Annotated in this window: 25 protein-coding genes and 1 riboswitch; of the genes, 19 read left to right on the forward strand and 6 right to left on the reverse strand. The window is 48.3% G+C overall.

Features of this window, described 5'->3' with window-relative positions; genetic code table 11:
- Positions 1-148: 148 nt before the first annotated feature.
- Positions 149-1,444 carry an alpha/beta fold hydrolase gene (locus tag EA58_RS10570; RefSeq protein WP_036752257.1) on the reverse strand — a complete coding sequence of 432 codons (1,296 nt, stop codon included), beginning with the start codon at positions 1,442-1,444 and terminating at the stop codon, positions 149-151.
- Positions 1,445-1,602: 158 nt separating this feature from the next.
- Here EA58_RS10570 and EA58_RS20895 point away from each other — a divergent pair, with 158 nt between their 5' ends.
- The gene (locus EA58_RS20895) at positions 1,603-3,153 is read left to right on the forward strand and encodes an EAL domain-containing protein (protein WP_051642013.1); all 1,551 of its coding nucleotides are present in this window, start codon (positions 1,603-1,605) and stop codon (positions 3,151-3,153) included.
- Here the strand turns inward: EA58_RS20895 and EA58_RS10580 are convergent.
- The gene (locus EA58_RS10580; protein WP_036752259.1) at positions 3,146-4,348 is read right to left on the reverse strand and encodes a patatin-like phospholipase family protein; all 1,203 of its coding nucleotides are present in this window, start codon (positions 4,346-4,348) and stop codon (positions 3,146-3,148) included. The two genes, EA58_RS20895 and EA58_RS10580, sit on opposite strands and share 8 nt — an antisense overlap.
- A 357-nt stretch (positions 4,349-4,705) precedes the next feature.
- Between EA58_RS10580 and EA58_RS20900 the strand changes: the two genes are divergently transcribed.
- From EA58_RS20900 to panP, 5 genes are all read left to right on the forward strand, one after another.
- Entirely contained in the window at positions 4,706-5,332 is a 627-nt protein-coding gene (locus EA58_RS20900; RefSeq protein ID WP_051642014.1) for a hypothetical protein, read from the forward strand.
- Between the two features lie 385 nt (positions 5,333-5,717).
- Positions 5,718-7,199 (forward strand): sodium-dependent transporter, encoded by a 1,482-nt coding sequence (locus EA58_RS10590; RefSeq protein WP_036752262.1) that lies wholly within the window; start codon positions 5,718-5,720, stop codon positions 7,197-7,199.
- A gap of 2 nt (positions 7,200-7,201) precedes the next feature.
- The gene (locus EA58_RS21575; RefSeq protein ID WP_152547988.1) at positions 7,202-7,300 is read left to right on the forward strand and encodes a MetS family NSS transporter small subunit; all 99 of its coding nucleotides are present in this window, start codon (positions 7,202-7,204) and stop codon (positions 7,298-7,300) included.
- 257 nt (positions 7,301-7,557) lie between these two features.
- Complete coding sequence (locus tag EA58_RS10595; RefSeq protein ID WP_036752265.1) at positions 7,558-8,070, forward strand: hypothetical protein; 513 nt, start codon at positions 7,558-7,560, stop codon at positions 8,068-8,070.
- Between the two features lie 124 nt (positions 8,071-8,194).
- Positions 8,195-9,862 (forward strand): pyridoxal-dependent aspartate 1-decarboxylase PanP, encoded by a 1,668-nt coding sequence (panP, locus tag EA58_RS10600; RefSeq protein ID WP_036752268.1) that lies wholly within the window; start codon positions 8,195-8,197, stop codon positions 9,860-9,862.
- Between the two features lie 79 nt (positions 9,863-9,941).
- Here panP and hutZ read toward each other — a convergent pair whose 3' ends face one another.
- Together hutZ and hutX are read right to left on the reverse strand one after the other, a co-directional pair.
- Positions 9,942-10,487, reverse strand: coding sequence for a heme utilization protein HutZ (gene hutZ / locus EA58_RS10605; protein ID WP_036752270.1), 546 nt, complete (start codon positions 10,485-10,487; stop codon positions 9,942-9,944).
- Positions 10,484-10,969: a heme utilization cystosolic carrier protein HutX gene (gene hutX, locus EA58_RS10610; protein WP_235199597.1), complete on the reverse strand. Its 486-nt coding sequence runs from the start codon at positions 10,967-10,969 to the stop codon at positions 10,484-10,486. Before hutX ends, hutZ begins: the two co-directional genes overlap by 4 nt.
- Positions 10,970-11,305: 336 nt before the next feature.
- Here hutX and EA58_RS10615 point away from each other — a divergent pair, with 336 nt between their 5' ends.
- From EA58_RS10615 to EA58_RS10675, 12 genes are all read left to right on the forward strand, one after another.
- Entirely contained in the window at positions 11,306-12,142 is an 837-nt protein-coding gene (locus EA58_RS10615) for a heme/hemin ABC transporter substrate-binding protein (RefSeq protein ID WP_200872175.1), read from the forward strand.
- Positions 12,132-13,214 carry a FecCD family ABC transporter permease gene (locus tag EA58_RS10620; RefSeq protein WP_412177943.1) on the forward strand — a complete coding sequence of 361 codons (1,083 nt, stop codon included), beginning with the start codon at positions 12,132-12,134 and terminating at the stop codon, positions 13,212-13,214. Before EA58_RS10615 ends, EA58_RS10620 begins: the two co-directional genes overlap by 11 nt.
- Positions 13,211-14,032, forward strand: a complete 822-nt coding sequence (locus EA58_RS10625) for a heme ABC transporter ATP-binding protein (RefSeq protein WP_051642015.1) — start codon at positions 13,211-13,213, stop codon at positions 14,030-14,032. Before EA58_RS10620 ends, EA58_RS10625 begins: the two co-directional genes overlap by 4 nt.
- 386 nt (positions 14,033-14,418) lie before the next feature.
- Positions 14,419-15,429, forward strand: a complete 1,011-nt coding sequence (gene purR / locus EA58_RS10635; RefSeq protein WP_036752276.1) for an HTH-type transcriptional repressor PurR — start codon at positions 14,419-14,421, stop codon at positions 15,427-15,429.
- 208 nt (positions 15,430-15,637) lie between these two features.
- A riboswitch (cyclic di-GMP riboswitch) is annotated at positions 15,638-15,741 on the forward strand.
- Between the two features lie 131 nt (positions 15,742-15,872).
- Positions 15,873-16,484: a TfoX/Sxy family DNA transformation protein gene (locus tag EA58_RS10640; RefSeq protein ID WP_036752278.1), complete on the forward strand. Its 612-nt coding sequence runs from the start codon at positions 15,873-15,875 to the stop codon at positions 16,482-16,484.
- Positions 16,485-16,674: 190 nt separating this feature from the next.
- Positions 16,675-17,079: a hypothetical protein gene (locus EA58_RS10645; RefSeq protein ID WP_051642016.1), complete on the forward strand. Its 405-nt coding sequence runs from the start codon at positions 16,675-16,677 to the stop codon at positions 17,077-17,079.
- A gap of 90 nt (positions 17,080-17,169) precedes the next feature.
- Entirely contained in the window at positions 17,170-17,775 is a 606-nt protein-coding gene (locus EA58_RS10650; RefSeq protein WP_036752280.1) for a carboxymuconolactone decarboxylase family protein, read from the forward strand.
- A complete protein-coding gene (locus EA58_RS10655) occupies positions 17,772-19,991 on the forward strand; it encodes an FAD-dependent oxidoreductase (RefSeq protein WP_036752282.1) in 2,220 nt (739 codons plus the stop codon). The genes EA58_RS10650 and EA58_RS10655 overlap by 4 nt, the downstream gene beginning before the upstream one ends.
- Before the next feature lie 13 nt (positions 19,992-20,004).
- Complete coding sequence (locus EA58_RS10660) at positions 20,005-21,195, forward strand: ABC transporter substrate-binding protein (RefSeq protein WP_036752284.1); 1,191 nt, start codon at positions 20,005-20,007, stop codon at positions 21,193-21,195.
- Between the two features lie 54 nt (positions 21,196-21,249).
- Positions 21,250-22,944 (forward strand): ABC transporter permease, encoded by a 1,695-nt coding sequence (locus EA58_RS10665; protein WP_036752286.1) that lies wholly within the window; start codon positions 21,250-21,252, stop codon positions 22,942-22,944.
- On the forward strand, positions 22,910-23,563 hold the full coding sequence (locus EA58_RS10670) for an ATP-binding cassette domain-containing protein (RefSeq protein WP_036752508.1): 654 nt from the start codon (positions 22,910-22,912) through the stop codon (positions 23,561-23,563). The genes EA58_RS10665 and EA58_RS10670 overlap by 35 nt, the downstream gene beginning before the upstream one ends.
- Positions 23,556-24,176: a CDP-alcohol phosphatidyltransferase family protein gene (locus tag EA58_RS10675; protein ID WP_036752288.1), complete on the forward strand. Its 621-nt coding sequence runs from the start codon at positions 23,556-23,558 to the stop codon at positions 24,174-24,176. The genes EA58_RS10670 and EA58_RS10675 overlap by 8 nt, the downstream gene beginning before the upstream one ends.
- Before the next feature lie 48 nt (positions 24,177-24,224).
- On the opposite strand, the gene EA58_RS10680 is transcribed toward EA58_RS10675, so the two are convergent.
- Together EA58_RS10680 and punR are read right to left on the reverse strand one after the other, a co-directional pair.
- On the reverse strand, positions 24,225-24,455 hold the full coding sequence (locus tag EA58_RS10680; RefSeq protein ID WP_152547989.1) for a hypothetical protein: 231 nt from the start codon (positions 24,453-24,455) through the stop codon (positions 24,225-24,227).
- 237 nt (positions 24,456-24,692) lie between these two features.
- Positions 24,693-25,595: a DNA-binding transcriptional activator PunR gene (gene punR, locus EA58_RS10690; RefSeq protein ID WP_036752295.1), complete on the reverse strand. Its 903-nt coding sequence runs from the start codon at positions 25,593-25,595 to the stop codon at positions 24,693-24,695.
- A 131-nt stretch (positions 25,596-25,726) separates the two neighbouring features.
- Between punR and punC the strand changes: the two genes are divergently transcribed.
- Entirely contained in the window at positions 25,727-26,953 is a 1,227-nt protein-coding gene (punC, locus tag EA58_RS10695; protein WP_036752511.1) for a purine nucleoside transporter PunC, read from the forward strand.
- Positions 26,954-26,981 lie beyond the last annotated feature (28 nt).

The raw sequence follows: 26,981 nt of genomic DNA on the forward strand, positions 1-26,981 counted from the left end.
ATGACACTAAAACAGCCATCGCCCACGACTTCTGTGTCCAATCAATGACGAGGAATTGTTATAACATAACAAAACAACGCAACACAACCCGAATCACTCGGCGAACAAGGGCAGCAGTATCAGCCTGCCCTGCCAGCCAGATCAGCCATTAACGCTGAGGCGAATCGAGTATTTCCTGAGTCATGCGAATCAGAGTATCAAGAATCCGTTCGCCATCCGCACGCAATCCATTGTGTTCATATTCATTTGTCATCCAGGCCCGGCTATTGGGTATATTTGCCAGAACCTGGCGACTGTAATCAAACTCAACGTACATGTCTTCAACGTAAACTGCTGCGGCAAGCGGCACCTTGTTCGCGGCCAGTTGGCTTCCATCATATAACGCGGGCCAGTCCGATTTTTCAGCGAGAATATTGGCAGCTTCATGCAGAGGTTTCAGGGTTTCCAACTGTTCAAACATCCATGGATAAACCATTTCCCCGGTAAAACAGAAGTCCTGACCAGACTGATAATGACATTGCGGAAATTCATCCCGGACACGCTGCGCCGACCAGCGGGACGCTTCATGCTGGCAATAAATGGATTCATGAAGAATCGCATAAATCGGGTTGGTCTGATAAGACTGCTCAGCCAGCATCGCATTCAGGAAGCTGTAGCTCAGTTCAGGCTGCCCCTTCACATCCACAAATGCATCTTCCAATTGGTAATACAGCGCCAGATCGCCGCCGCTGCGTCCAAGATTAATCCCTATCAGCTGAAATTGTTCGACCGTAAACCGCTGACCATTGGGTAGTCTGACATCGTTCGCCAGCAGGTGATCTGCAATCTGGTTACAGAGTGCCTGTGCATTCGGAAAACGACGGAAAAACGCAGCGTTCTTATCCAATAAACGACGATATGTCGCCCTGTAGACCTCATCAGCGTGGCCGGCGATCGGCGGGATCCCCCCCGTCACAAAAGCCCTTGCCAGACTCTCGGGGTAATAAGACAAATAATGCAACGTACAAAAACCGCCAAAACTTTGGCCAAGAAGAGACCATTGTTTAACGCCCAATGCTTCACGAATGGCTTCTGCATCACGCACAATATTATCGGCCCGGAAATGGCTGAGGTATTCAGCCTGCGCCTGCGCAGTCAATTCAGACAATGTTTGCGCATGAACCGGTTGACTTTGCCCGGTCCCGCGTTGATCCAACAGTAACACGCGATAGGTTTGTAATGCGCGTTTCAGCCAGCCCTGCTCCGCATCAGGACGCGGTGATGGGAAACCCGGACCTCCTTGCAGGTAAACCAGCCAGGGTAAATCGGAATCCCGTTTCTCTCTGGCAACCACTTCCCGGGCATAGACCTGAATACGAGAACCATTCGGTTGCTGATAATTTAAAGGCAGTTGAAAATAGTGCGGCTGACAATACATATCACCGACAAAGAAACCTTGTTGCATTTATCCTCCATGATCTTTGGATTAGATTGACAAAACATTTTAACAGAAAGCACTAATTATTGTCATTATTGACACATCAGATATCGCTATTCTTGCCTCTGAACTCAATCTTATGCTTGAATAAATGAAACTTTCAGGAATAGTATGTTGTCAATAATATGCTTCTTTATTTATATGAGAAATGGAAATTATCCGTAGCAATATTCCTCATTGCTATTCCTATCATTTTTTTACTTTCTAACCCATTAAATAAAGCTATCTTTACTGCTGAAGTAAATACCCGTCTGGAAAATCTGCAGGATGCTTATTTAGACAAATACCAGTCCATTGGAACAGATATTTTCAATTTATATTCCCTGCTCGAATTCAATTGTGAGGATCATGATCTCAACCTCATCCGGCATACCGTCGAACACTCTCATGCGATTCAGCTGATTGAATTCAGAACGCCAAGTGGCGTTTGTTCGAACTATGGCAAAAATGTCAGCATCATTCAGCAACAACCGTCCCAACATGCCATTGATACAACTGAAAAAAACACAATCTATAGCCTTGAAAATTACTCAGGACACCGCGTGAAAATTACATTACAAAAAAGAGATGTGATTTTAAATATTGTCACGGTTCCTTTTCAGCATATTTTTACCGAAAGCGAAGCCGGAATTGGCTGTATTGGGCTTTCACTGGAAAAAGATGGACAATATTTGCCACTCTGGCCTCAGAAAAGCAATAAAAAGTATCTGCATATCAGCCAGAAAAACTTCTATAAAGATTTTAGTTTACATGTCTATGCAAATCGTGAAGGACTTCAACGTATTACCCAACCAACCACAAGCATGGGCCAACTCTTACTCCTGTCGGGTATTTTTTGCCTTTGCATTGTGATCGGTCTGATGAGAAAAGAAACTGGCATGACGTCACTCATTGCCCAGGGACTCAAGAAAAAAGAATTTTTGCCTTTCTACCAGCCAATCTACAATCAGCGCACTCAAAAAATTGAAAGTTGTGAAGTGCTGCTACGCTGGCGGCGTCCGAATGGTGAAATGATTTCACCGGCACTCTTCATTCCAATGGCCGAGCATAACGGGCAAATTGTAGCACTGACCACATTTTTGCTTCATAAAGTAGCAAGCCAGCTACGCTCCATTTCTCCTCTGCCGCCTTGCTTTTATGTCAGCATCAATGTCACACCGATGCAGCTTCAGGATGAAACCTTCCCAGAGCATGTCTTTTCAATCATCGACAGTTATGATCTTGAGCGACGAAATTTTGCTTTCGAGGTGACGGAGCGCACCCCATTTACAGACTGGGTCTCAGCAGAAAAAGTGATTACCCGGTTTCAGATGGAAGGCATTCTTATCAAACTGGATGATGCGGGCACAGGCTATGGCGGATTCAGCTATTTACAGAAACTCCCGATTCGCACCTTGAAAATAGACAAAATGTTCGTCGATACCATAGGTACTGGCGATATAAAGAGTAATATTCTTGATTCCATTATTCTTTTTGCGACCAATGCCAATTTACATCTGATTGCTGAAGGCGTCGAAACACAAGAACAGGCCGATTACCTCACACAACGTGGCGTAACACTGATGCAAGGATATCACTTTGCCAAACCCATGCCCTTCTCAAGGCTGAAATCCGTGATGACAGAGCATGGATTATTGGCATCAGTTTCTGATAGTAGCTACGCAACATTTACCTGACACTTGTACTTCGATTCAGCAGATCAGCAAAGCATTCAAGAAATTCACGACCAACCTGTCGTCCCTGCTGGTAATCCAGATCCAGATCCTGACGGCTGCTAAGCAATGCTTTACTTTGCAGTGCTTTTTCCGGCGCGAGTTGAATCACTTTTAACGTTTCCGGTGGATGAATCAGAAACTCATTATCAGCTTTATAGCTCTGATAATACTTATTCAGCATCTCAAGAACTTCCGAGCGTTTGCCAGTCAGCGACAGAAAACGCTCCACATTCAGCCCGCTCAACCACTTGCGATAACCATTCACCGCTTTCTTATCTTCAGAAAGCGCTTGATTGAGCGCATCAGCAGCCCGAATGCCCTCTTGTTCTTTATCCCGCCAGTTACTTTTCCAGAGTTCAAATCGATCGGTGAAATCCTGCCGAATGGCCTTCACTTTATCCAATGACTCATTCAGGCTGAAACGTTCGATATACTCTGGCAAAGCCTGTTCAATCCGCCCCCGCCAGTCGTCAAAAACCCCAATGGTCTGCTGGGGAATCTGCAATGGTTCAGTCCGGATAACGATGACCAGTTCCGCGCCCCGCTTCCAGGCTTCCTGAACTGGGACAGCGGCACTGACCCCCCCGTCAACCCACTCTAAATCATGCAAGTTCACGGGCTGATTATAAAGTAAAGGAATCGCGCAGGTCGCTCGCAACACATCACGCCAGTTTTCTTCATACATTGGCAGGTAAATATCCTGCAATGTATCTTTTCGGGTCGCACAGGCCAGCGCCTGGCGGTAAGTCAGTACCCGTCGTGCCGTCGCGATGTCAAGAGGCGTATGACCATCCTGTTCAATTTGGCTGAATGCCCAGTCCAAATTCATCGGCTTTTGCTGACTGAGATACTGGTAGAGATTAAAAAACTCATTCTGAGTTGTCAGATGAGTAATGAAGTCATGGCCAAACTTATGTTGGCGGCTGATATATGAGGAAAGATTTAAAGCACCGGCAGAAGTGCCAATATAAAGCTCAAACGGATCAAAATCCGCTTCGAGAAAGGCATCAAAGACACCAGCCGTAAAAATACCCCGCTGACCACCTCCCTGTACAACCAAAGCAATTTTTCGCCGCTTCACACCTGACAACTGAGCCACAAATGTGTCAACCAGGTTGAGATCTAAGTCTCCAAGGCTAAAAGGCAAGTGATTCATCTGTTCTACTCACTCTACAAAAACAAAAACTCCCCTCGATTCTCTTATTGAAGCGCAAAGCTCAACAGAAGGAGGAAATATTCAACAGAGTGATCATAACGCTTAATGCGTGATTGCCGTCAACCCAAATCCGAAAAGGACTATCATAATGATGAAGGCGATGGTTAAAGCAATTTTAAATTCAGGGGTTAGATGATTCATACAGACTCCAAATCGACTGCCGCAACAGAGAAAAACTTCACCACTCTGTCGGCAACTGTTTCAAAAATTGTAGCTTCGCTTTGAACCTTTGACCATATGGAAAATATGGTTTTAGGATGATAATCACAATTCTCCAACTGGCAAAAGGATGAATCAATGTATTTATATAACAAATACTTACCACCTTTAGTCTTCATTTTCAGCCAGCTGATTCTGCCTGCCGCTCGGGCGAATACACATCAGCCGATTTACATCACCCCCTACTGGGGATACGCGTTTCCTGACCACATTAATGCAGATGGAGGCATAGAGATTTCTCCTGAAAAGTCTGACCTCATCGGCATCACGATTGAAGGTGATTATGGAAAGCAAGACAATTTCAATGGCCGCATCGGTTTCACAACACAGCATTTGAAAACGAATACCGATGGCTTCAGCAGCGATGACAGCTTTACCTTTTTTCACTTTCAAGCCAGCAGTCATTACTACATCACCTCAAAACTGACCAGTTTTATTGGCCTCAGCCTTGGCGGTACCCTGGTTGATGCCAGTTGGTCAAAACAGGATGTTTTATTCTCTGGGGGTGGTTTCTTCGGTTCAGACTTCTTTATCGACAAAAATATCAGAATTCGTTTAGAAGCCAGATGGCTGGCAAGCAACGTTGATGGCAAAACCAATACGCGCTGTGAGACCGACTCAGGCACGCAAGACTGTGAAATTAATATCGATAACGACTGGCTCAGCTTTTACCAGACCAACCTGGGGATCAGCTTTGTTTTTTGAGCAAACACACTAAACATTATTGTGAATGAAGTTAATAGTAACTATGTTGCAAAAGTCTAATTTTTGACTATTTATTAGTCATAGGTGCCATTTTGTTAAATAAAATAAATCACTCAATAAGAAGATGGACACAGTCAAATCTTCTATACATTTCATTAACATCTTACGATTCTCACAAAACGGAGGAAAATACCCACAATAAAGCCTGAGTCTTGCCAATAGCACAAAAGTTACTGTCTATTGCGCTAGTAAGTATCAGTGGTTAATCTCAATTCAACTGTGTGGGGTTTCAATCCAAATTTCACGCAACAGGAAGTAAATACTTAGAATAAAAAACTTAAATAGTGCTGTTTCATAGAGAATAGCAGTACATAAGGAGATACTTATGAAACGCGAACAATGGGGAACCCGAGCCGGTTTTATCCTGGCTGCTGTGGGTTCTGCTATCGGGTTGGGGAATATCTGGCGTTTTCCATATATGGCTTATGAGAATGGGGGGGGCGCATTTTTTATTCCTTACCTTTTCGCCATGCTCACCGCCGGGATTCCATTCATGATTATGGAATTCAGCCTGGGTCATAAACTGCGTGGGGCTGCGCCTAGAGCATTTTCTAAGCTGGGGGTCAAACTTGAGTGGCTGGGCTGGTTCCAGGTATTTATTGCCGCTGTCATTGCTGTTTATTACGTTGCTGTGATTGGTTGGGCCATTTCGTATATGGGCTTTGCCTTTACACAAAGCTGGGGAGCTGACACCAATGCATTCTTCTTCAGTGAATACCTGAAACTGGGAGACAATGCGCCAAGCAAGCTGGGGAGCTTACAACTCCACATTGCAATTCCAATGGTCATTGCGTGGTGCATTACTTTTGCCGCAATCTTTACCGGGGTAAAAGGTGGTATTGAGCGTGCCAGTAAAATCATGATGCCTTTGTTGTTCATCATGGTGCTGGCGCTGATCGCACGGGTTATCTTCCTTGAAGGTGCGATGGACGGCCTGAATTACCTGTTCCGACCTGATTTCACAAAAATTCTGGATGCCAAAGTCTGGTCTGCTGCTTATGGACAGATCTTCTTTACCCTGAGTGTCGGCTTCGCCATCATGATTGCCTACTCCAGCTATCTGCCAGAAAAATCTGACATCAGTAATAATGCCTTTATGACCGTCCTGATCAACTGTGGCTTCTCTATTGTCGCCGGTATTCTGATCTTCTCGGTTCTGGGTTATATGGCTCAGGAGCAGTCCAAACCACTGACAGACGTCGTTTCTGCGGGTGTCGGTCTGGCGTTTGTCACGATTCCGGCGGCAATTAACCTGTTGCCTGCGCCCTATATTCTGGGTCCGGTTTTCTTCCTGGCGCTGGTCGTCGCAGGTCTGAGTTCACATATTTCCATTCTTGAAGCAGTGACTTCAGCTGTCATGGATAAACTGAATTGGTCGCGGAAAAAAGCTTCTACGGTGGTGTGTGGTTCAGGCTTCGTCATTTCAATGGCCTTTGCAACCAATGGTGGTTTGCTGCTACTGGATCTGGTGGACTACTTCATCAACAACGTAGCTCTGCTGACGAGCTGTCTGATTGAACTCTTAGTCATTGGCTGGTTGCTGAAAGTCTCTGATATTCGCGCTTACGTCAACAAAATTTCCGAGTTTTCTATCGGTATTTGGTTCGAAATCTGTATCCGCTTCATCAGCCCAATCATGCTGGCGATCATTTTGGGGAAAAACCTCATCAACACAGTTGACCAAGGCTACGGTGGTTATGCGATGTCTGATTTGCTCATCCTGGGTTGGGGCCTGGTGGCAGTCATGTTCATTGCGGCCGTGATCATCAATGTAAAATCTTTGCCACAGAACGGAAGTGAGGTGTAAGTATGACTGCTGGTGCCATTATTATGATGCTGTTTGGCCTGGGGATTACCTGGGGAGGCGCAGCCTACTGCATCTCCGTCGCCATGAAAAATAAAGTATAACGACTCAAGAGGCCTTCGGGCCTCTTTCTGTTTCTCCCTCCCATTTTTACCTGCCCACCCCATTCTGATACTTTTAACTTTAAGAACAAAGAATTGAGTCACGTTTCATACTCTTTACACCTGAATCATGTTTCCTTATAAGATTTCTTTCCTTTCAGTTGCTTCTGCCGCTACAATTTGAAAAATAATCCTGATGTCACGGTACTTTATGTTCATTGTGCCGGTATGTATTACTAAAAATCATTCAAGGAAAAACCATGAAGTTTTCAGCTTTTGTTCTCTCGTTAGCCCTACTCCCCGCTTCTGTTCTCGCTGCCACAGAAAGTTGTGAAAGCGAGAAATATCACAAGTATGTTGATGCTTCTCTGACCTGGTATCAAAACCTCGTTCAGCTTGCCGTACAAAAAGATCCGAATCTGAAAGAGGTCGGAGACTGGTTTCTTGAAGGCAGAACACACCACTTTGAGTTGAAACGTGAAGCCGTAGACTGGTATTTAACCCATGACGAAAGCCACCTTGATTTGTCCCAGTCAATCGAATCGTGGTTAAAACTGACTCAGCAAGACATTAAATCTCTTTCTGAACAACAAGGGGCATTGGGAGATTACGCCAAAAAAGTTTTTGAAGACCGTCAGGGCGCACCACATCCAAAAAATTACGAGCTGCGCAGCGCATTTGCTGAATTGCTCACACACCCAGATGATATTGATAAGCCACTGAAAGAATACAATCAACAAATGAGTGCCATTGCATCAACAGAGTGCAAATAGTACATTTTCCCTCTCACCGGACGCCTCACGTCCGGTGTCGTTTGTGAATTTTCCCAAGACAATTACGCACATTTCCAGTACATTAGCTGGATTTGCCGACGTTAACTAAAAGTAACAATTCATTATGGCAGTGGAAAACAGACAAGCTGAAGCATCTCCTGATACTCTGCACCGTATTTTTACCGTGCCAGAAGCACCCGATTCGACACTAGGCCGGATCGAGAAAGAGATTTCCGAAAACCTGAATGCCTTTTTACAGACGCATATTGCCGCCCAGGAAAAGCCGCTGACAGAAATTGAAAAGGACTTTTCCTCTGCCACTGTGCCAGAAAAGCCCTGCTTCGTATCCGATCACACCCATTTTCTGCTGGATAAACTGGTGGCGCAGTCTGTCCATACCTCAGCGCCGACCTTCATTGGCCATATGACTTCAGCGCTGCCCTACTTCCTGATGCCACTGTCTAAGATCATGATTGGTCTGAACCAGAACCTGGTGAAAATCGAGACCTCCAAAGCCTTTACGCCACTGGAGCGTCAGGTCTTAGGCATCTTACACAACCTGATTTATGGTGAAACCGAAGCCTTTTATGAGCGGTGGATGCACAGTGCAGAGCACTCTTTAGGCGCTTTTTGCTCAGGTGGCACCATCGCGAATATCACAGCACTCTGGGTTGCGCGAAATAATCTACTCAAACCCGATGGTGACTTCAAAGGGGTGGCTCAGGAAGGTCTGTTCAGAGCCATGAAACACTATGGTTACGACGACCTGGCAATTCTGGTATCGGAGCGCGGCCACTATTCTCTGAAAAAGGCCGCCGATGTCCTGGGAATCGGTCGGGAATGTCTGATCGCGATTCGAACCGACGAAAATAACAGAATTTGTACCGACGACCTGAAAGCCAAAATTGAATCGCTGAAAGCCAAAAATATTAAGCCGTTTGCGATTATTGGTGTTGCCGGCACAACAGAGACAGGCAATATCGATCCATTGGACGAACTGGCTGACATCGCCCTGGCTCACAACTGCCATTTTCACGTTGATGCCGCCTGGGGTGGCGCAACCTTAATGTCCAATAAATACAGAACACTCCTGAAAGGGATTGAACGGGCCGACTCTGTCACCATCGACGCACACAAGCAGCTCTATATTCCGATGGGTGCTGGCATGGTGATTTTCAAAAACCCGGCACTGATGTCTGCGATTGAACACCACGCTGAGTACATTCTTCGGAAAGGCTCTAAAGACCTTGGCAGTCACACACTGGAAGGCTCGCGGAGCGGTATGGCCATGTTGCTATTTGCCAGCCTGAATATTATCAGCCGTCAGGGGTACGAACTGCTGATTAACAACAGTATTGAAAAAGCCTGTTACTTTGCTGATCTCATTCAGGCAGACGAAGATTTTGAACTGGTCTCCGAGCCTGAGCTTTGCCTGCTGACCTACCGGTATGTGCCGCGAGAAACCCAGAAAGCATTGGCCATTGCGAACGATGAAGACAAACAGGCCATTCATGAAGCACTGAATGACCTGACCCAATACATACAGAAGCGTCAGCGGGAATCCGGGAAGTCTTTTGTCTCCCGGACCCGGCTCATGCCGGAACAATGGGGCCGACGTATCACCACGGTCTTCCGTGTGGTGCTGGCCAACCCGCTAACGACAGATGATATCCTGAAAGATGTCTTGGCAGAGCAGAAACAGCTGGCGCAGACCAGCCAACAAAGTCTGCCGAAAGTCAGAGCAATCACCGCCCGTATATTGGCGCAGTCTTCTGAAAAGATCAGCGAGTAAATCTCAACACTGATAAACAATCAGTACAAAAAAACCGGACAAAGCATTGTCCGGTTTTTTATCGAGACATCAGAATCAATTAAGCCGACTTCATCTCTTTGTCTTCTTCGATCCGGCGGTGACCTTCCGTCAGATGAACGAAATCAACCAAGTCATCTCCAGACACCTGGAAAGCCTGACCAAAACCTTTTACAAACAGACCCTGCGTCGGTTCCAGACGAAATAAATTAAAATCTTCCAGCCCGCTCAGGCCATCCACAATCTCGCCAAACCGACCTTTCAACGCATCAATCCCCGCCTGCCAACGCTCCGTGTGACGTTCAACCAACACCACATCCGCTTCAAACGTCAGCCGCATTCTTGCAAAAATAGCTTTCGAGGCCGCTTCATCTTCAATCATCATCAGCGAAACCTGTGGATTTTCAAGCAGGTTACGTGCATGACGAGCAATTCGGGAAATCAGAACATAATAGCCATCTTCAAGGAGAGCGAATGGCGCATAACTGACATTCGGCTTGCCGTCTGCATCAACGGTCGCCAATTGCAATGTCTGACAAGTTTCACGAAATTCCTGGATTTGTGGGCCCAGACGATTTTGCAGTCGTTCTTGTTTCTCTTGGCTCATAACGCTTCTACTCCAACAAAAGCTCGTTTTAACGCATTAAATTTCTCGACCTGCTCAGGGATAAGCTGACGCTTCTCATCGCGGCCCAGATAAATCTTAAAAATACATTCACCGTTTTCAGCCAGAAAACCAATGAAGTAACTTTCATTTCCACGCATCGGTTTGCTCACCAACACGACATCTGATACCCGGTCCAGTTTCAAATGACCATGCATCTCTCCGGGTTTTCCCATCAGATTATAATAACCACGGGCTTCTTTGCCTTTCGGAAAAGGGGCCTTCACTTCAAAGATAGAACCCATTGAATGCACAATTGTCGTCATCATTCCCCATTCCGGGAGCATTTCCAAAATGGACTGGGCATGATTTCCATTGACTCGGGTCACCAGTTCATCTGGGAACGCCATGATGATCTCACCTTCCGTGACACCCAGTGTTTCAGCCATCAAAACTGCATGCAGATTTGGATTTTCTTCCAGCATTGAGCCGACTTTCGTTTTCAATTCCGCAAGACTGAATTTTTCAAACACGCGCTGTGCTCCTTCCTGATCCATCGCTATCTATATGATGAATGAGAATTAATCTTATTTCATAAAATGATAAGGAGAGATTTACTCTTTTGCAAATGATAATTGATATTATTTGAAAGCCATGGATAATATACCGAAGCGATAATAATTATCACTTCTAATAATGCGTAATGCGACGACTTGTATGCAAGGGCAAAGCTGCCCTTTCCACACAATTGATATTGTTCGTTTTACATGCACCAGTGAAATCACTGGATTTTCCCAACAATAAAAAAACAAGGAGTTATCATGAGACGAGCGGCACTGTCTGCTGTTTTTCTTCTGACTGCTGCCACTGCCTGGGCAGGCGATCGAATCATTAGTGCAGGTTCAGGAATCACTGAGCTCATTAATGCGTTAGGGGCAGAAGACCAACTTGTTGCGGTCGATATCACCAGCAAAACCTATGTGAACGATGACATACCCAAGTTGGGATACCACAGGCAGCTTTCTGCGGAAAGCATCATTTCCCTTGCCCCTGATCACCTGATGGGTTCCGAAGAAATGGGTCCTGAATCAACGCTTTCACTGTTACGTCAGGCGGGCATTCAGGTTGATATTCTGAACTCAGGTGAAACCATTGCTGACCTTATGCAACGCATTCATCAGGTGGGACAACTGACTGGGAAAACACACAAAGCTGAAGCACTGGCCGCTGACGTTCAAGATCGGGTCTCCAAGATTGAGCAACGTGTTGCGAATCAGAAAAACAGAAAACGAGTCCTCTTTCTGACGATTCATGGCGGAAGAGCGCCAATGGTCGGAGGCAGCAAAACCACAGCAGATACGCTGATCCAGCTTGCTGGTGCCACGAACCCTGCCGCGCAACAAGTTGAGGCTTATAAACCACTCTCAACGGAAGCAATGATCGACATGCAACCCGATGTGATCCTGCTCAGCACCCATACCAGTCAGGCGATTGGCGGTATTGACGGTCTGCTGAAAACAATGCCGCTTCTTGCCGCAACCCCTGCAGGTCAGAACAAAGCCATAATTACCGTTGATGGCACCGCGCTCATTGGCGGGTTAAACCTGAAAACACTCGAAGAAGCAGAACGATTGAATCAGAAGTTGTATGGTCACTAATCTCATGACGACAATGATCAATCGTACCCGATCCCTGGCTGGACATCGTTTACCTGTCACTTTTTTGCTGCCTGCTGTTTTTGCCCTGCTTTTATTTGCGATGGCCTCTTCCATCGTCGTCGGTCCTATGTCGATCAGTTACACCAATGTCTGGTTGTCACTACTTCCCGGGCAGGATCATGTCGCACCGCACATTGCGCTCATTATTCAGCAAGTCCGCTTACCACGAACGCTGTTATGTGTCGCAATTGGTGCTATTTTGGCCCTTTGCGGTGCAGTCATGCAGGGGCTGTTTCGTAACCCTCTGGCCGATCCCGGCATCATCGGCGTGGCTGGCGGGGCAAGTCTGGGTGCCGCATCGGCGATTGTCCTGTTCGGTACATTTGCAACATCTTTTCCATTACTGTTAACCCTTGGAACAGTACCGGTTTTTGCTTTTTTGGGCGGGGCGATCACAACCTGGCTGGTTTATGCCCTCGGCACAGATAAAACCGGCACTTCAGTGACGGTGATGTTGCTGGCTGGTGTTGCCATCAGCGCACTCTCCGGTGCGGCGTTAGGACTACTGAACTTTTATGCCGACGACCAGGCGCTGCGAGATCTGTCACTCTGGTCTATGGGTTCCCTGGCGGGTGCAACCTGGCCGGGGATCACGCTTGCTTTTTCTGCGCTGGCATTGTTGTTCTGGCAGTTCGATCGTCAATCCAACGCACTCAATGCCTTTTTACTGGGCGAAGCAGAAGCCAAACATCTCGGTATTCATGTTCAGTCCTTAAAACGGTTGCTGATTTTACTTTGCGCAGCCGGTGTGGGCGTCGCCGTCTCTTTATCTGGCGTCATTGGTTTTGTCGGCCTGATCGTTCCACATCTCGGACGCATGCTGGCTGGACCGAACCACAAAACATTGCTGCCGCTTTCGGCTTTACTGGGCGCATTGATCTTACTGATTTCCGACATGCTGGCTCGTGTCGCCGCCGCGCCTGCAGAATTGCCTGTTGGTATTATTACCGCTTTACTGGGTGCCCCATTCTTTATCGTTCTGCTGCTGAAACAAAAAGGCCGTTTACAATGATTCATCATATCGTTCGCCCCCTTCGTCCCCGAGATGAAAAAACACAACGGCCTGTTCTTTCAGCCGAAGGATTATCACTGCAACTTGGTGGTAAAACCTTACTGGATCATCTGAACATCAGTTTCCGCAGCGGAGAATTAACCGCGTTACTCGGCCCGAATGGTGCGGGCAAAAGTACCTTACTCAAGGTCCTTTGCGGCGAAATCAGCGCCCAGGGGAATGTGTACTACTTCGGTGAAAAACACAACAACTGGCACCCAACCCACCTGGCCCGGCACTTGGGTGTGCTCCCTCAGCACAGCAGCCTGTCCTTTGGTTTTACGGCACAAGAGGTCGTTGAGCTGGGTTGTATGCCACTCGAACTCAAGCGTCGTGACTGCTTGCAAATTGCGCAAGAAAGCATGGCTGCGGTTGGGATCAGCCACTTGAGCCAGCGGCTCTACCCCACGCTCTCCGGCGGAGAGAAGCAACGTGTCCATTTTGCCCGGGTTCTTGCTCAACTGAGCACTGCCGGAGACCAGTGTATTTTGATGCTGGACGAACCAACATCCGCTTTGGATCTGGCCCACCAGCACAGTTGCCTGAAACTGGCCAAAGACATGGCGCTCAAAGGCGCAGCGGTTATTCTGGTCATTCATGATCTGAATCTGGCCGCTGAATATGCAGACAGGCTGGTATTATTGAACAAAGGAAAAATACAAGCAGACGGAGATGCCTGGCACACACTGACCACAGAGAACATTGCTTCCGTCTACGGTTCACCGGTGATCATAGAATCCCATCCCCGAGGCAACTTTCCGATCGTCCTGTCTGCCTGAAGCTCGTATTTCTCACTGATCTCATACCTGGAACATCAACACAGGGCATCCAAACCGGTGCCCTGCACCGTCTGAAAAATGAAGTCACTGAAACAACTGGCAAGCCGCCAGTATTCTTGAGCTGCATCAAGATTCCCCCCACATTTCAAGAGAAACGTTGCACTGTGCGTGAGTCCTTGTAGAATGTGAGCGCAAGCGATTAACCAATGAAACGAACAGTAAAGAAAGTCAGGCTTCATATCGGTGTAAGGTATTGTCGCGTTAGCAGAACCTACGACTTGGCCTAAGCCACTCATTCCCCGCCGCTTCCTCGCTGAGAAGCGGCGTTTTAGCGTCTGGCTAAATAAAAAGGCCCTGTGCAGGGTCTGAAGACTAGAAGAACAATTATGGCAACGATTAAAGATGTTGCACGTATGGCGGGTGTATCTACAACCACAGTCTCACACGTGATCAACAAAACCCGCTTTGTGGCGGAAGCAACGCAGAAAAAGGTATTGGCCGCAGTCGAAGAACTGAACTATGCGCCAAGCGCCGTCGCGCGCAGCCTGAAATGTAATACCACCAGTACCATTGGGATGTTGGTGACAAAATCGACCAACCCTTTCTTTGCTGAGTTGGTCCACGGCGTTGAAGAATATTGCTATAAAGCCGGTTATACGCTGATTCTATGCAACACCGAAGGAAATCTGGCCAAACAGAAGGATTACCTGCGCATGCTTTCTGAAAAGCGTGTCGATGGTCTGCTGGTGATGTGTTCTGATCTGGATGATCAATTACTGGAACAGTTAGAGCGTCAGCCTGATCTGCCGATGGTGATCATGGATTGGGGTCCAGCCCGTCCGAAAACAGATAATATTCAGGATAATGCCGAACTGGGCGGTTATCTTGCGACCCGCCATTTTATTGACAATGGGCACACTAATATCGGTTGTCTCTCCGGGCAGAAAGATAAATCCACCTGCCGTGAGCGGTTGAAGGGCTTTCATAAAGCCATGAGTGAAGCCGGCCTGACGGTCAATGAAGATTGGATCATTGAAGGTGATTTCGAATGTGAATCAGCGGTGGAAGCCGCGAATGCTTTCATTGCCATGAAAGAGCGTCCAACCGCAATTTTTTGCTTCAATGATATTATGGCTATGGCCTTAATCAGTACTTTTGAGCAATCTGGCATCAATGTACCCGATGATATTTCAATTATTGGCTATGACAATATTGACCTGGCCCCCTATTTTTCACCCCCACTGACGACGATCCACCAGCCAAAACGCCGCTTAGGGAAAACCGCTGTGGAAATTTTGATGGAACGCGTGAAAGACAAAAACCATGAATTTCAGACCTTTGAAATCAATCCTGAACTCGTGGTACGCCGCTCCGTCAAAAAAATTACACATCCATAAAAAGCGATATTCACCTACAATTATTGATAGATAGCCGATATAAATTCGCATATCGGCTATGTTTATATGGAATATTACTACGCTACAGAGGAATTGATGGGATAATCAATTAATTTCTGTAAAATTTATACGATTTTTATTGGGATAAACATCACATTTTTTTGTGCGATCGATATCAACTTTGTCTTATTGATATATGATTAAACAGTCACGAACAAGGCAAACCATCTGAAAGGGTGGGACGCAAAGCTTCCGGCCTAAAAGCAAAGACTTAGAGATAAAGTTCTTGCTCATGGTAGCGGGGTTGCCGATGGATGAAGTGAAGTTTATGGGACACTTTTGTCATTTCTATGACAAAAGACTCATATTCTTATGCACAATTGAATCCTCGCTCCGTTGTTTGGTGACTTCTTTTGTTGAAATATCTAACCGAGAAAAGAAGCATGGACAAACCACTACTGAAAGATTCAATTCGTTTATTTGAGAAATTTGGCCAGATTAAATCTCGCTCAATGTTTGGCGGTTTTGGCATTTTCGCAGGTGAAACGATGTTTGCTCTGGTTGTTAGCGACAAGCTGCATCTGCGCGCTAACGCGAAAAATGAAGAAACCTTCAAACAAGCTGGCCTGAAACCGTATGTTTATCAGAAACGCGGTTTTCCTGTCGTCACAAAACACTACGCCATTCCAGAAAACTGGTGGGAAACCCCAGAAGTGATTCTGGAGCATGCTGAAGTTTCTCTCTGCGCTGCTCAGGCTGACAAAGAGAAAAAAATGCAGGCAAGCCCTAACCGCATTAAAGATCTGCCAAATCTTCGCCTTGCCAACGAGCGTATGCTCAAAAAAGCAGGTATCAACTCTGTAGATCAACTGTTTGAAGTTGGTGCTATCGGTGCTTTTCAGGCGCTGCAGGAATCTCATCACGAGTCATTGAGTCTGGATTTGCTTTGGGCGTTAGAAGGTGCAGTCAGTGGTAAACACTGGTCTGTCATTACCCCACAACGTCGTAATGAGCTGCTGTCCAAACTAGAAGTCAATTCTGGCGCTCATCACTAAGTATTCAGATTATTTTGCCAGTGTCATCATTTGCACTGGCTTTGAATGGTCTGCTTTAGCCCTGACCCTCCGTCAGGGCTGTGTAAAAAACAGACAACCCTCACAACATTAATAACAATAAAGTCAGTTAACTTTTCTTCAGCATCGCCGCCTTTAGAATGTATGTTTTGCATCAGAGAAAGGAGGTCACATGCGCTCATCGACGCCGTTTCCGGGCCAGACTGACACAATGTTCAAAGACAAATTCCACAAGTGGCCAAAACTGATGCGTTATCTGGTTTTTATCAGTTTGCTTCCTTCTGCGATTCTGCTCGTTTTAGCGCAAACACCAAGCGGCCGTGAAAGTGACCTTCTCTCCCCTAGCCTGATCGTCGCTTCCATCAACCTCATCTTAATTGGCTGGGGCTTGATTCTGAAAATCAGAGCCCGTAAATACTGGTATCGCAACTATCATATTGGTAAGACGATACTGATTGCGCTATTGCCTCTGATTACCAGTACGTATCTGGTGCTGAATACCCATGCCACCAGCTCGGCAACCAGCACGCTGCCCGGTCAGCCTGTCTCTCGTTCTGTACAACTTTCAATCAACTGATCACAAAAACTGAATCAGTCGCCTCATTTCTGAAATTTGTCCGGTTCTGAACGGTCGGTATGAAAAATCGATTCGTCCGGAGAACTTCAGGTGCGTATACCAGCAAAAAATCGTTACTCCTTCTTGATCCGTCCCTTGCTCTGGCTGCAAAAGCGTCATTTCGGCCAGCCGCTGAATCCGGCGTTACTCTGGGGTCGACGTCCAGTTCTGTTTTATCTGGTTGCCAGCTTTTTTGGTTACTTAGACAGAAAGCGCTCCCCCATTTCGGATGTCGTGCGCTCTCTTGTCTGTGTTCGGGTATCTCAGCTCAATGACTGCGCATTTTGTGTCGATGCCAATGGGATGAGACTGGCCCAGCGCTGCCAATCTGTCGAAAAAATACAGGCACTGGCTCAATGGCGGGAAAGTCCACTGTTTGATACCCGTGAAAAAGCGGTGCTGACCTATACCGAAGCGATGACGGTCACCGGAAACCATGTGACAGAACAGATGATTGATGCACTGAAAGCGTGGTATGACGACGATGCTTTGATTGAACTGACGGCACTCATCAGCTTCCAAAACCTGTCCGCGAAATTTAACACCGCCTTGGATGTTCCATCACAGGCGTTTTGCTCAATTCCTCTGAATCAGACACAAGAAGCCGAGATGGCCAAACACAATCCGCAAACTCACAACACAGATAAAAAATTATGAATCGTTTAAAGAAACCGCTGTTACTGGCCTTCATCGCCGCAGCCTTTATTGCCTGGTTCGCTTTTGATTTGGGGAACTATTTCACACTTGAACAGGCAAAAGCTTATCAGTATTCCCTGCAGGAAAGCATTGTTGCGTATCCCCTGCTGTCCAGCGCCTTATTCTTCGTTATCTACGTTGTGCTGACTGCACTTTCATTTCCGGGAGCCGCAGTGATGACCTTGCTTGGCGCGGCACTATTTGGTTTCTGGTGGAGCCTGTTACTGGTTTCTTTTGCCAGCTCACTGGGGGCCACGCTGGCATTTCTAGCAAGCCGATTTCTGTTGCATGACTGGGTACAGCACAAATTTGGCCGTCGCCTGTCCGCCATGAATCGTGGCGTTGAAAAAGATGGTCCTTTTTATCTGTTTACACTGCGCTTAATTCCTGTCTTTCCATTCTTTCTGGTCAACCTGCTGATGGGCCTGACGCCCATGCGTGGTCGAACCTTCTATTGGGTCAGTCAGTTGGGAATGCTGCCCGGAACCATGGTTTACCTCAACGCCGGTACACAATTGGGGGAAATTGAAACGCTGTCGGGTCTGATTTCACTGCCGGTTCTGGTTTCTCTGGTCCTGCTGGGTATTTTTCCTTTCATTGCCAAAAGTATCATGACAGTGATTCAGCAACGCCGTGTCTATCAACACTGGCAGCGACCGGCGCAATTTGACCAGAACATGGTGGTCATTGGTGCCGGTGCCGGAGGACTGGTCAGCGCCTATATTGCTGCCGCTGTCAAAGCCAAAGTCACACTGATTGAAAAACATCAGATGGGTGGCGACTGTCTCAATACCGGTTGTGTTCCTTCAAAAGCCCTGATCCGCGCGGCTCATACCATGCATACGATTACCCGTGCACCAGCATTTGGTATTCAGACAGAAACACCTCAGCTCGATTTTTCGGCTGTCTTGCAGCGCGTTCACCATGTGATCCGTCAGATCGAACCGCACGATTCGGTAAAGCGCTACACCACACTCGGCGTGAACTGTATTCAGGGAGAAGCAAAGATCGTGTCTCCGTGGGAAGTCGACGTAAACGGTGAACGCATTACCACGAAGAACATTGTCATCGCCACCGGTGCACGCCCGGTTGTACCGCCAATTGAAGGCATCGAGCAAGTAAACTATCTGACCTCAGATACGCTCTGGTCCATCACCGAACAACCCAAACAACTACTGGTTCTGGGCGGTGGCCCGATTGGCTGTGAACTGGCACAAAGCTTTCAGCGACTGGGCAGTCAGGTCACTCTGGCTGAAATGGCCGATCAGTTGCTGATTCGGGAAGACGCAGACGCCGCAGCGCTGGTGCTTGAAAGCCTGACTCGGGATGGCGTGGATATCAGACTGAAACATAAAGCCGTCAAATTTGAAATCCGGACCACGAGTGAGGGAGAATCCACACAATTTGCCGTGCTGGAAGATACTCAGGGCAGGCACCAGGACGTGGCCTTCGACGCCGTGGTTCTCGCCTTAGGCCGTGTCGCGAATGTCACTGGCTTTGGTCTGGAAACATTAGGGATCACCGTGAACGAACGCAGGACACTGGAAGTCAATGAATACCTGCAAACCAAATATCCGAATATCTATGCCGTTGGTGATGTCGCCGGGCCATTCCAGCTGACACACGCAGCAGGCCATCAGGCATGGTATGCCGCCGTCAATGGTCTTTTCGGGAAACTGAAGAAGTTCAAGGCAGATTATCGCGTCCTGCCCGCCGTCACCTATACCTCGCCGGAAGTGGCGCGAGTGGGGATCAATGAAAAAGAAGCAGCGGATCAGGGAATTGACGTTGACGTCACCTGCTACGGGATTGACGATTTAGATCGCGCAATTGCCGACGGAGAAGACTATGGTTTTATTAAGGTATTGACCCCGAAAGGGAAAGATACCATTCTCGGCGCGACCATTGTCGGGAATCAGGCTGGTGAACTACTTGCGGAATGGACACTTGCCATGAAATACAACCTGGGACTCAACAAAATTCTGGGGACTGTACACCCCTACCCGACAATGAGCGAAGCGAACAAATACACTGCCGGGGTATGGAAACAGGCAAACAAACCGGAACGTATCATGGCATTGCTTGAGAAATATCACCGCTGGCAGCGAGGTCGCTCTGCGCGTGACGAGAAGAAAACAGACATCGCAGATCATCAGGCGAACCTGCAGGAAAAATAAGGAACGAATCATCATGAAATTGACATGGATGGCGCTTTGCCTGGCTTTGGCTGCGACCCCACTGATGGCCACGGAGACACAAGATAAACCCATAGTCGGTGAGATGAGCTGGCATGAGATTCAGCAGAACGCACGCGGGCAAACCGTCTTTTTTAATGCCTGGGGAGGCAGCCAGCCTATCAACAGTTACCTGCGCTGGGTGGCTCGTGAGGTGAAAAGCCGTTACGACATCACGCTCAATCACGTCAAAGTGGCTGACATTGCTGAAACCTCTCAACGCTTACTTGCAGAGAAAACCGCCGGAAAGAACACCGGCGGTAGTGTGGATATGGTTTGGATCAATGGCGAAAACTTTCGCACCATGAAAACCAATGAACTTCTGGATGGCCCATTTGTGGCTCAGCTCCCCAACTGGAAGCTGGTGGATAAACGCTTGCCTGTGTACGAAGACTTTACAGAAAGTACCGATGGCCTGGAAGCACCCTGGGGCGTCGGTCAGCTGGTGTTCATTCATGACAGCCAGACCCTGAGTAATCCCCCCGCAAGTTTTGCCGAATTACTCAGTCTGGCAAAAGCGTTTCCGGGAAAAGTAACCTATCCGCAACCCCCGGCTTTTCATGGAACCAGCTTTCTGAAAGCCGCACTCATTGAGCTGACGAATGCAGACCCGGCGCTGTATGAACCCATTGACCCGGAAAAAGATCAGGCAAAGTTTGATCAAATGACAGCACCACTCTGGCGTTATCTGAACCAGCTTCATGCAGTCGCCTGGCAACAAGGAAAGCGTTTCCCCGCCAGTTCGACAGAAATGCTGCAATTACTTGATGACCGGCAGCTGCTGGTCGCCATCACGTTCAACCCCAACGAAGCCAAAGCCGCCATCGAACGGGGCGATTTACCAGCCACGGCAAAAGCATTTGCTTTTGAGCAAGGGGCATTGTCGAACATTCACTTTCTGGCCATTCCCTGGAATGCGAGTGCAAAAGAAGCGGCCCGTGTTGTGATTAACTTTCTGATGAGCCCGGAGGCTCAGGCGCGTAAGTCCAATATACAAATTTGGGGCGATCCGGCCATTCTGACCCCGGAAGCACTGGGTTCTGAAGAAGAAGCACAAGGCTTTGAACTTTATCAGGCGATTGCCGAACCTCATCCGAGCTGGCAAACCGCACTGGAGACTGCCTGGCAGCAACGATATGGTCACTGATTGTCGCCTGAGTCTGATTTTCTTCTCGCTGTATTGAATAAGTGACGTTGCAATATGTTGTTTTTGCTGTTTATTGCCACGCTGGTCATCTGCTGTTTGCCATTGGTGCCGGGACTGATTGGGATTCTTCTGCCTGCCCTGTCCTGGCTGCCGATGACAGATCTGACTGAACCGGGGTTTCAGGCTTTTGGGCTGGCGTTTGCCTGGCCTGGTATTCAGACATCTGTCTGGCTGACCCTGTCAACCGGAGTGATCAGTACGCTGATGGCCATGGTGTTTACCTTTCTGATCCTGCAAAAAAGCTGGGGTTCCCGCCGCTGGCATACCGTTGAATCCTGGTTATCCCCGATTCTGGCGATTCCACATGTCGCGTTCGCCATTGGCTTCGCCTTTACTTTTTCTTCGACAGGAATTCTCGCCCGGATCATCACCTCACTCGGGGGTGACCCGGGGCAATTTTCACTGCTACAGGATCCCTATGGTCTGGGGCTGACACTTGCCCTGGCCATGAAAGAGACCCCATTTTTGCTGTTAATGAGTATTTCCGTCCTGCAACAACTCAATGTCAGCCGGCTACTGGCTGTCGGTAGCGGGCTGGGTTACAACCAGACAGCCACCTGGATCAACGTCATCCTGCCCCAGTGGCTGCCAAAAATGCGGCTGCCCATTTTTGCCGTACTGGCTTACGGCATCTCTGTGGTTGATATGGCAATGATTCTGGGCCCGACTCGTCCGCCGACATTCGCCGTACTGGTCTGGCAATGGTTTAACGACCCGGATATCAGCCTGATGCCAAGAGCCGCTGTGGGTGCCCTGATGCTGTTGATACTGGGGCTGGCACTGATGTTGCTGTTTCGGGGACTCGAGTGGCTGCTATGCCGGGGTTATCCGCAATGGCAGTATGCCGGTCACCGCCAACATCACCTTCCGGGCCGGTCTCTTCACTGGCCGCTGATTCTGGTGCCACTGATGGTGATTCCGGTGTTAGTTACCTGGTCAGTTGCCTTACGCTGGCGATTTCCGGATCTGCTTCCCAGCCGTTTCAGCCTGAGGTTCTGGCAACAGGAAACCACCTATGTGGCAGATCTGGTCTCCACCAGCCTCCTGCTGGCTGCAATCAGTACGCTGATCGCCCTGATTCTGGCGATTGGATGTCTGGAATACAGAGAAAAAACAGGCGTCGGTCTTCCCGGCTGGCTGATCGCGATGCCTATGGTGTTGCCACAAGTGTCATTGCTATTTGGCATTCAGGTCACCACCTATCTGATCCCCGGTCAGCATTATCTGCTCTGGGTGATTTGGAGCCATGTGCTGTTTGTGTTTCCGTATCTCTATCTGGCACTGGATGGGCCATGGCGTAGTTTTGACCGGCGCTATACCCAAACGGCCAGCAGTCTCGGCTTATCTGCACTGTCAGCATGGTGGCGGGTGAAACGCCCGATGTTAATGCCCGCGATTTGCATGGCAATCGCCGTCGGTTGCAGTGTCAGTCTGGCACAGTATCTGCCCACACTCAGCCTTGGCGCAGGACGAGTGAGCACACTGACCACAGAAGCGGTCGCTTTAGCCAGCGGTCAGGACAGACGGGTCAGTGCCATTTATGGCCTGCTACAGGGATTCGTACCGTTCATGCTCTTTATCACAGCGATGCTGGCCAGCCGCTATTATCAAACAAAAATGACATCCCCAAAAACAACAAGGAATTCCGAGCCACATGTGCTTATCCGTGAAAAACCTCACTATAAATAATGGTGAACAAAGATTACTGACGTCACTGACCCTGTCAGTCGCACGTGGGGAGATTCTCACGATCATGGGTCCCAGTGGCTGCGGTAAATCAACACTGCTGGGTGTGATTGCCGGTCACACCGCACCAGACTGTCATTATCAGGGGCAGATCAGCCTGAATGATCGTCCAATCAACGCACTTGAGCCAGACAAGCGCCGGATTGGTCTGCTATTTCAGGACGACCTGCTTTTCCCGCATCTCAACGTCTGGCAAAACCTCGCGTTTGGTTTACCGTCAGCGGTGAAAAAAAACGAACGAAAAAAACGCGCTTACGAAACGCTGGCTGCGTTAGGCCTGACCGATCTGGCTTGCCAGAGCCCAGGCCAGATCTCTGGCGGACAACGGGCTCGGATCAGCCTGATGCGTAGTTTACTTGCTGAGCCGGATGCAATTTTGCTGGATGAACCTTTCAGCAAACTCGACAAAGACCTGCGTATACAATTTCGCGACTTTGTGTTCACCCAAATCAGACAACAGAATATTCCGGCACTCATGGTCACCCATGATCAGGATGATGTCCCGCCCGACGGGCGACTGTTGTTGTGGCCAGAACCATCAGCGGAGACCAGTCATGCTTGACCGTTACGCCATTCAGCTACTCAAAGCCCCCGTAAATTGCTTCGGCCGACTTTTGGATCAATCGCCCTTCAGCGCCAACCAAATCACAGTCGCCGGCTTTATCATTGGCTTGCTGACGCTACCCGCGCTGATATACAACCACTACCTGCTGGCCTTGTTCTTCATTGTACTGAACCGGATATTTGATGGTCTGGACGGCGCGCTTGCCCGCCGGAGAGGTATTACTGACTGCGGTGGCTTTCTCGATATCACGCTGGACTTTCTGTTTTATTCCCTGGTGCCTTTCGGATTCGTACTGGCTCAACCAGAGCAAAACGCTGTCGCTGGCGCTTTTCTGATCTTTGCCTTTGTCGGAACAGGCTCCAGCTTTCTGGCGTTTGCCATCATGGCAGGGAAACGGCAAATTGATAATCCTGTATATCAACACAAGTCTCTGTTTTACTTGGGTGGGCTGACGGAAGGAACGGAAACCATTGCCTGTTTTGTGCTGTTCTGCCTGCTGCCTGAACACTTTGCCTTCATTGCGTGGATTTTCGGAACCTTATGCTGGGTAACCACGGCCACCCGGCTGTGGGCCGGTTATCAGACCCTGAAAAACGTAGATAACCCATAGACTCAAGCCCCAAAAAAAGCTGCTCCTCTTGAGCAGCTGTGATTTCAGTTAACTGAATGCCGGCAACGGTTGATTCTTTTTATCTTGCCGGCTGTGAAACTTGTTAATTTCAATCTCAATCGCGTTGTAGCTACTGCTCATCAATTCTCCCAAAAAGGCCGGTGTATCTGAACGCTGGCTTTGCAGAAATGCAGCCAGCAATTTCACATCATCGGGTCTGGGGCGATAACTCAGATTTGGAAACGCGTTATAAATGTAGTCGATAGCACTAGCCAACATGCCATGATTGCCTTGTTTATTCTGTAGAGTCTGAGACAACTGATTCTGATTCATCATCACTGCATTACGTTGTATTGAATTTGACGACAGGCATCCTAAAGATTCTGAATGAAAGATTTATGACTTCGCGCAGTGTTTTTAGTGATATTCGTACCACTGCACGCATTTCAAACAACTTTGAGACACCCGCCCGTTTCTCCCCCTTGTAAGCGAACAATACGCTATTGGTATTAAGCACTACCGCATCCATTCTCTGTGAAGTTGCTCACTATCTCCCAAATAATCTAATAACCAGCTCAGCGCCGGATTCAAACTGGCTTTGTTCCAGGCCAGACAGCAGGGACTCACCGGTGTCGGATTTGCCAGCGTTCGGGTGATCAACCGACCGCTATTTAATCTTGGCGTTGCCATATGCTCCGGGACAACCCCAATGCCTAATCCGGCCTCAAGACACTGAAATGCGCTGGACCAGTCCGGAACCATAATCCGGCGCTGATTATTCATCAGCCAGGTTGTCCTTTTCGGAAGGGCGCGAGACGTATCTTCCAGACAGATCGCTGGATATTCTGCCAGTTCAGCTTCCTCGAAAGGGAATTCGTAGCGGGCAAGCGGATGCCCCGGTGACATCACAAACAGCCAGTTCAGGCTGCCCATATCGCGATAATCGAAATCACCGCTCACCGGAATTGCCGCAGTTGCGCCAATCACCAGATCGGCACGGCCATCAGCCAGCGCATCCCAAACACCGTTATAGACCTCCATCGTCAGATGCAGCTCCACATCCGGAAATGCCTGATAAAAATCGCGCACCATAGTGCTCACCCGGCTTTGCCTGACCACGGTATCTAAGGCAACCGAAACATTCTCAGCCCAGCCATTCGCGACCCGCTGTGTCTGAAGCTTGATTTGATCCATCTGTTTCAGCAACTGACGTGCTTCTTCAACAAAATATTCCCCTGCCCGCGTAAGCGTCACCTGCCGGTGCTGACGCTCAAACAGCTCAACCGCAAGTTTCTCTTCAATCGACCGGACGGTATAGCTGATTGCACTGGGCACTTTGTGTAATTCTTCGGCAGCCGAGGAAAAGCTCCCCCGGCGGGCGACGACATCAATCACTTGTAAGTCATTAAAAGAAAACATAGAAACCCCAAGAAAGATGAAAAAATGCTCACATCAATTTTTTTGAAACCAGCGTTGAAATTTTAACGTTTCACAGCATAAATCACCACGAATACAATATGAAACCTGAATTATTTACTGGTTATCAAACAATGACGACAAAACCAACAACAATGACGCTTGTCTGGTTTGCATTCCTCAGCATGCTGGGTTTTCTGGCGACAGATATGTACCTGCCTGCTTTTTCTGCAATGCAAAGTGACTTAAATACATCTTCCGGCCTCATCGGCATGACACTGAGTATTTTTCTGCTGGGTATGGCGATCGGGCAACTCGTTTACGGCCCCTTATCCGATCGACTGGGCCGAAAAAAAGTGCTGCTTGGCGCCATGCTGTTATTCAGTCTGGCAACGCTTGGCTGTGCGATGGCACCGAGCGTAGAAATCCTGCTCACCTTCCGTTTTCTTCAGGCGCTGGGTGCCTGTAGTGCAACCGTTTTATGGCAGGCCATTGTCATTGACCGTTATCAGGGAAAAATTGCTGAGAAAGTTTTCGCCACCATTATGCCGCTGGTCGCACTCTCCCCGGCCCTGGCACCGCTGGTGGGTGCAGCCATTCAATCACATTTTGGCTGGCGTGCGATTTTCCTGAGTCTGATTGTCCTGGGCGCAGCGTTAGCCGTCATGACTGCCTGTCAGCCTGAAAGTGCTGCAAAGCAGAACAATCAGGAAGGAGAACCGACAAAAATCCTGGCTGAAATGGCAATCAATTACCGACAGCTGTTCAAGTCAAAAAAATTCATCGGTAATATGATGATTTTTGCCGCCTGTTCCGCCGCGTTTTTTGCTTATCTGACCGGATCCCCTTTTGTCATGTCAGCCATGGGATATTCAAGTGAAGACATAGGTCTGAGCTATATTCCTCAAACTATCGCGTTTTTGGTCGGTGGTTATGGTTGCCGAGCATTATTAGGGCGTACAGAGGGCAGAAAAATCCTGCCTTGGTTGCTGAAGCTCTTCATTTGCAGTGCGCTGGTGATTCTGGTCATCACAATTCAGACTCAGCCGGATAATATCTGGCCGATCCTGATCCCATTCTGCTTTATCGCCGTTGCAAACGGAGCGATTTACCCGATTGTCATCAGTAAAGCACTGGAAGATTTCAAACAGTGCAGCGCAACGGCAGCCGGATTACTCAACTTCCTGCAAACGCTGGGTTGCTTTGCTGCCAGCTCGCTGGTTGCTGCTTTCGCGGAGAAAGGGTTGAATATTGTGGCTTACAGTATTGCCGGAACCTGTGTGTTTGTGCTGATTGGATTCGCATTGGTTGTCAAAAACGAACATTCAGAAAGCACAGTGGCCACCGCATCTGCGAGCTGATCCTGTCGTCCATTCTGAAATGAACCGA

Source organism: Photobacterium galatheae, from assembly GCF_000695255.1.
GTDB classification, from domain to species: Bacteria; Pseudomonadota; Gammaproteobacteria; order Enterobacterales; family Vibrionaceae; genus Photobacterium; species Photobacterium galatheae.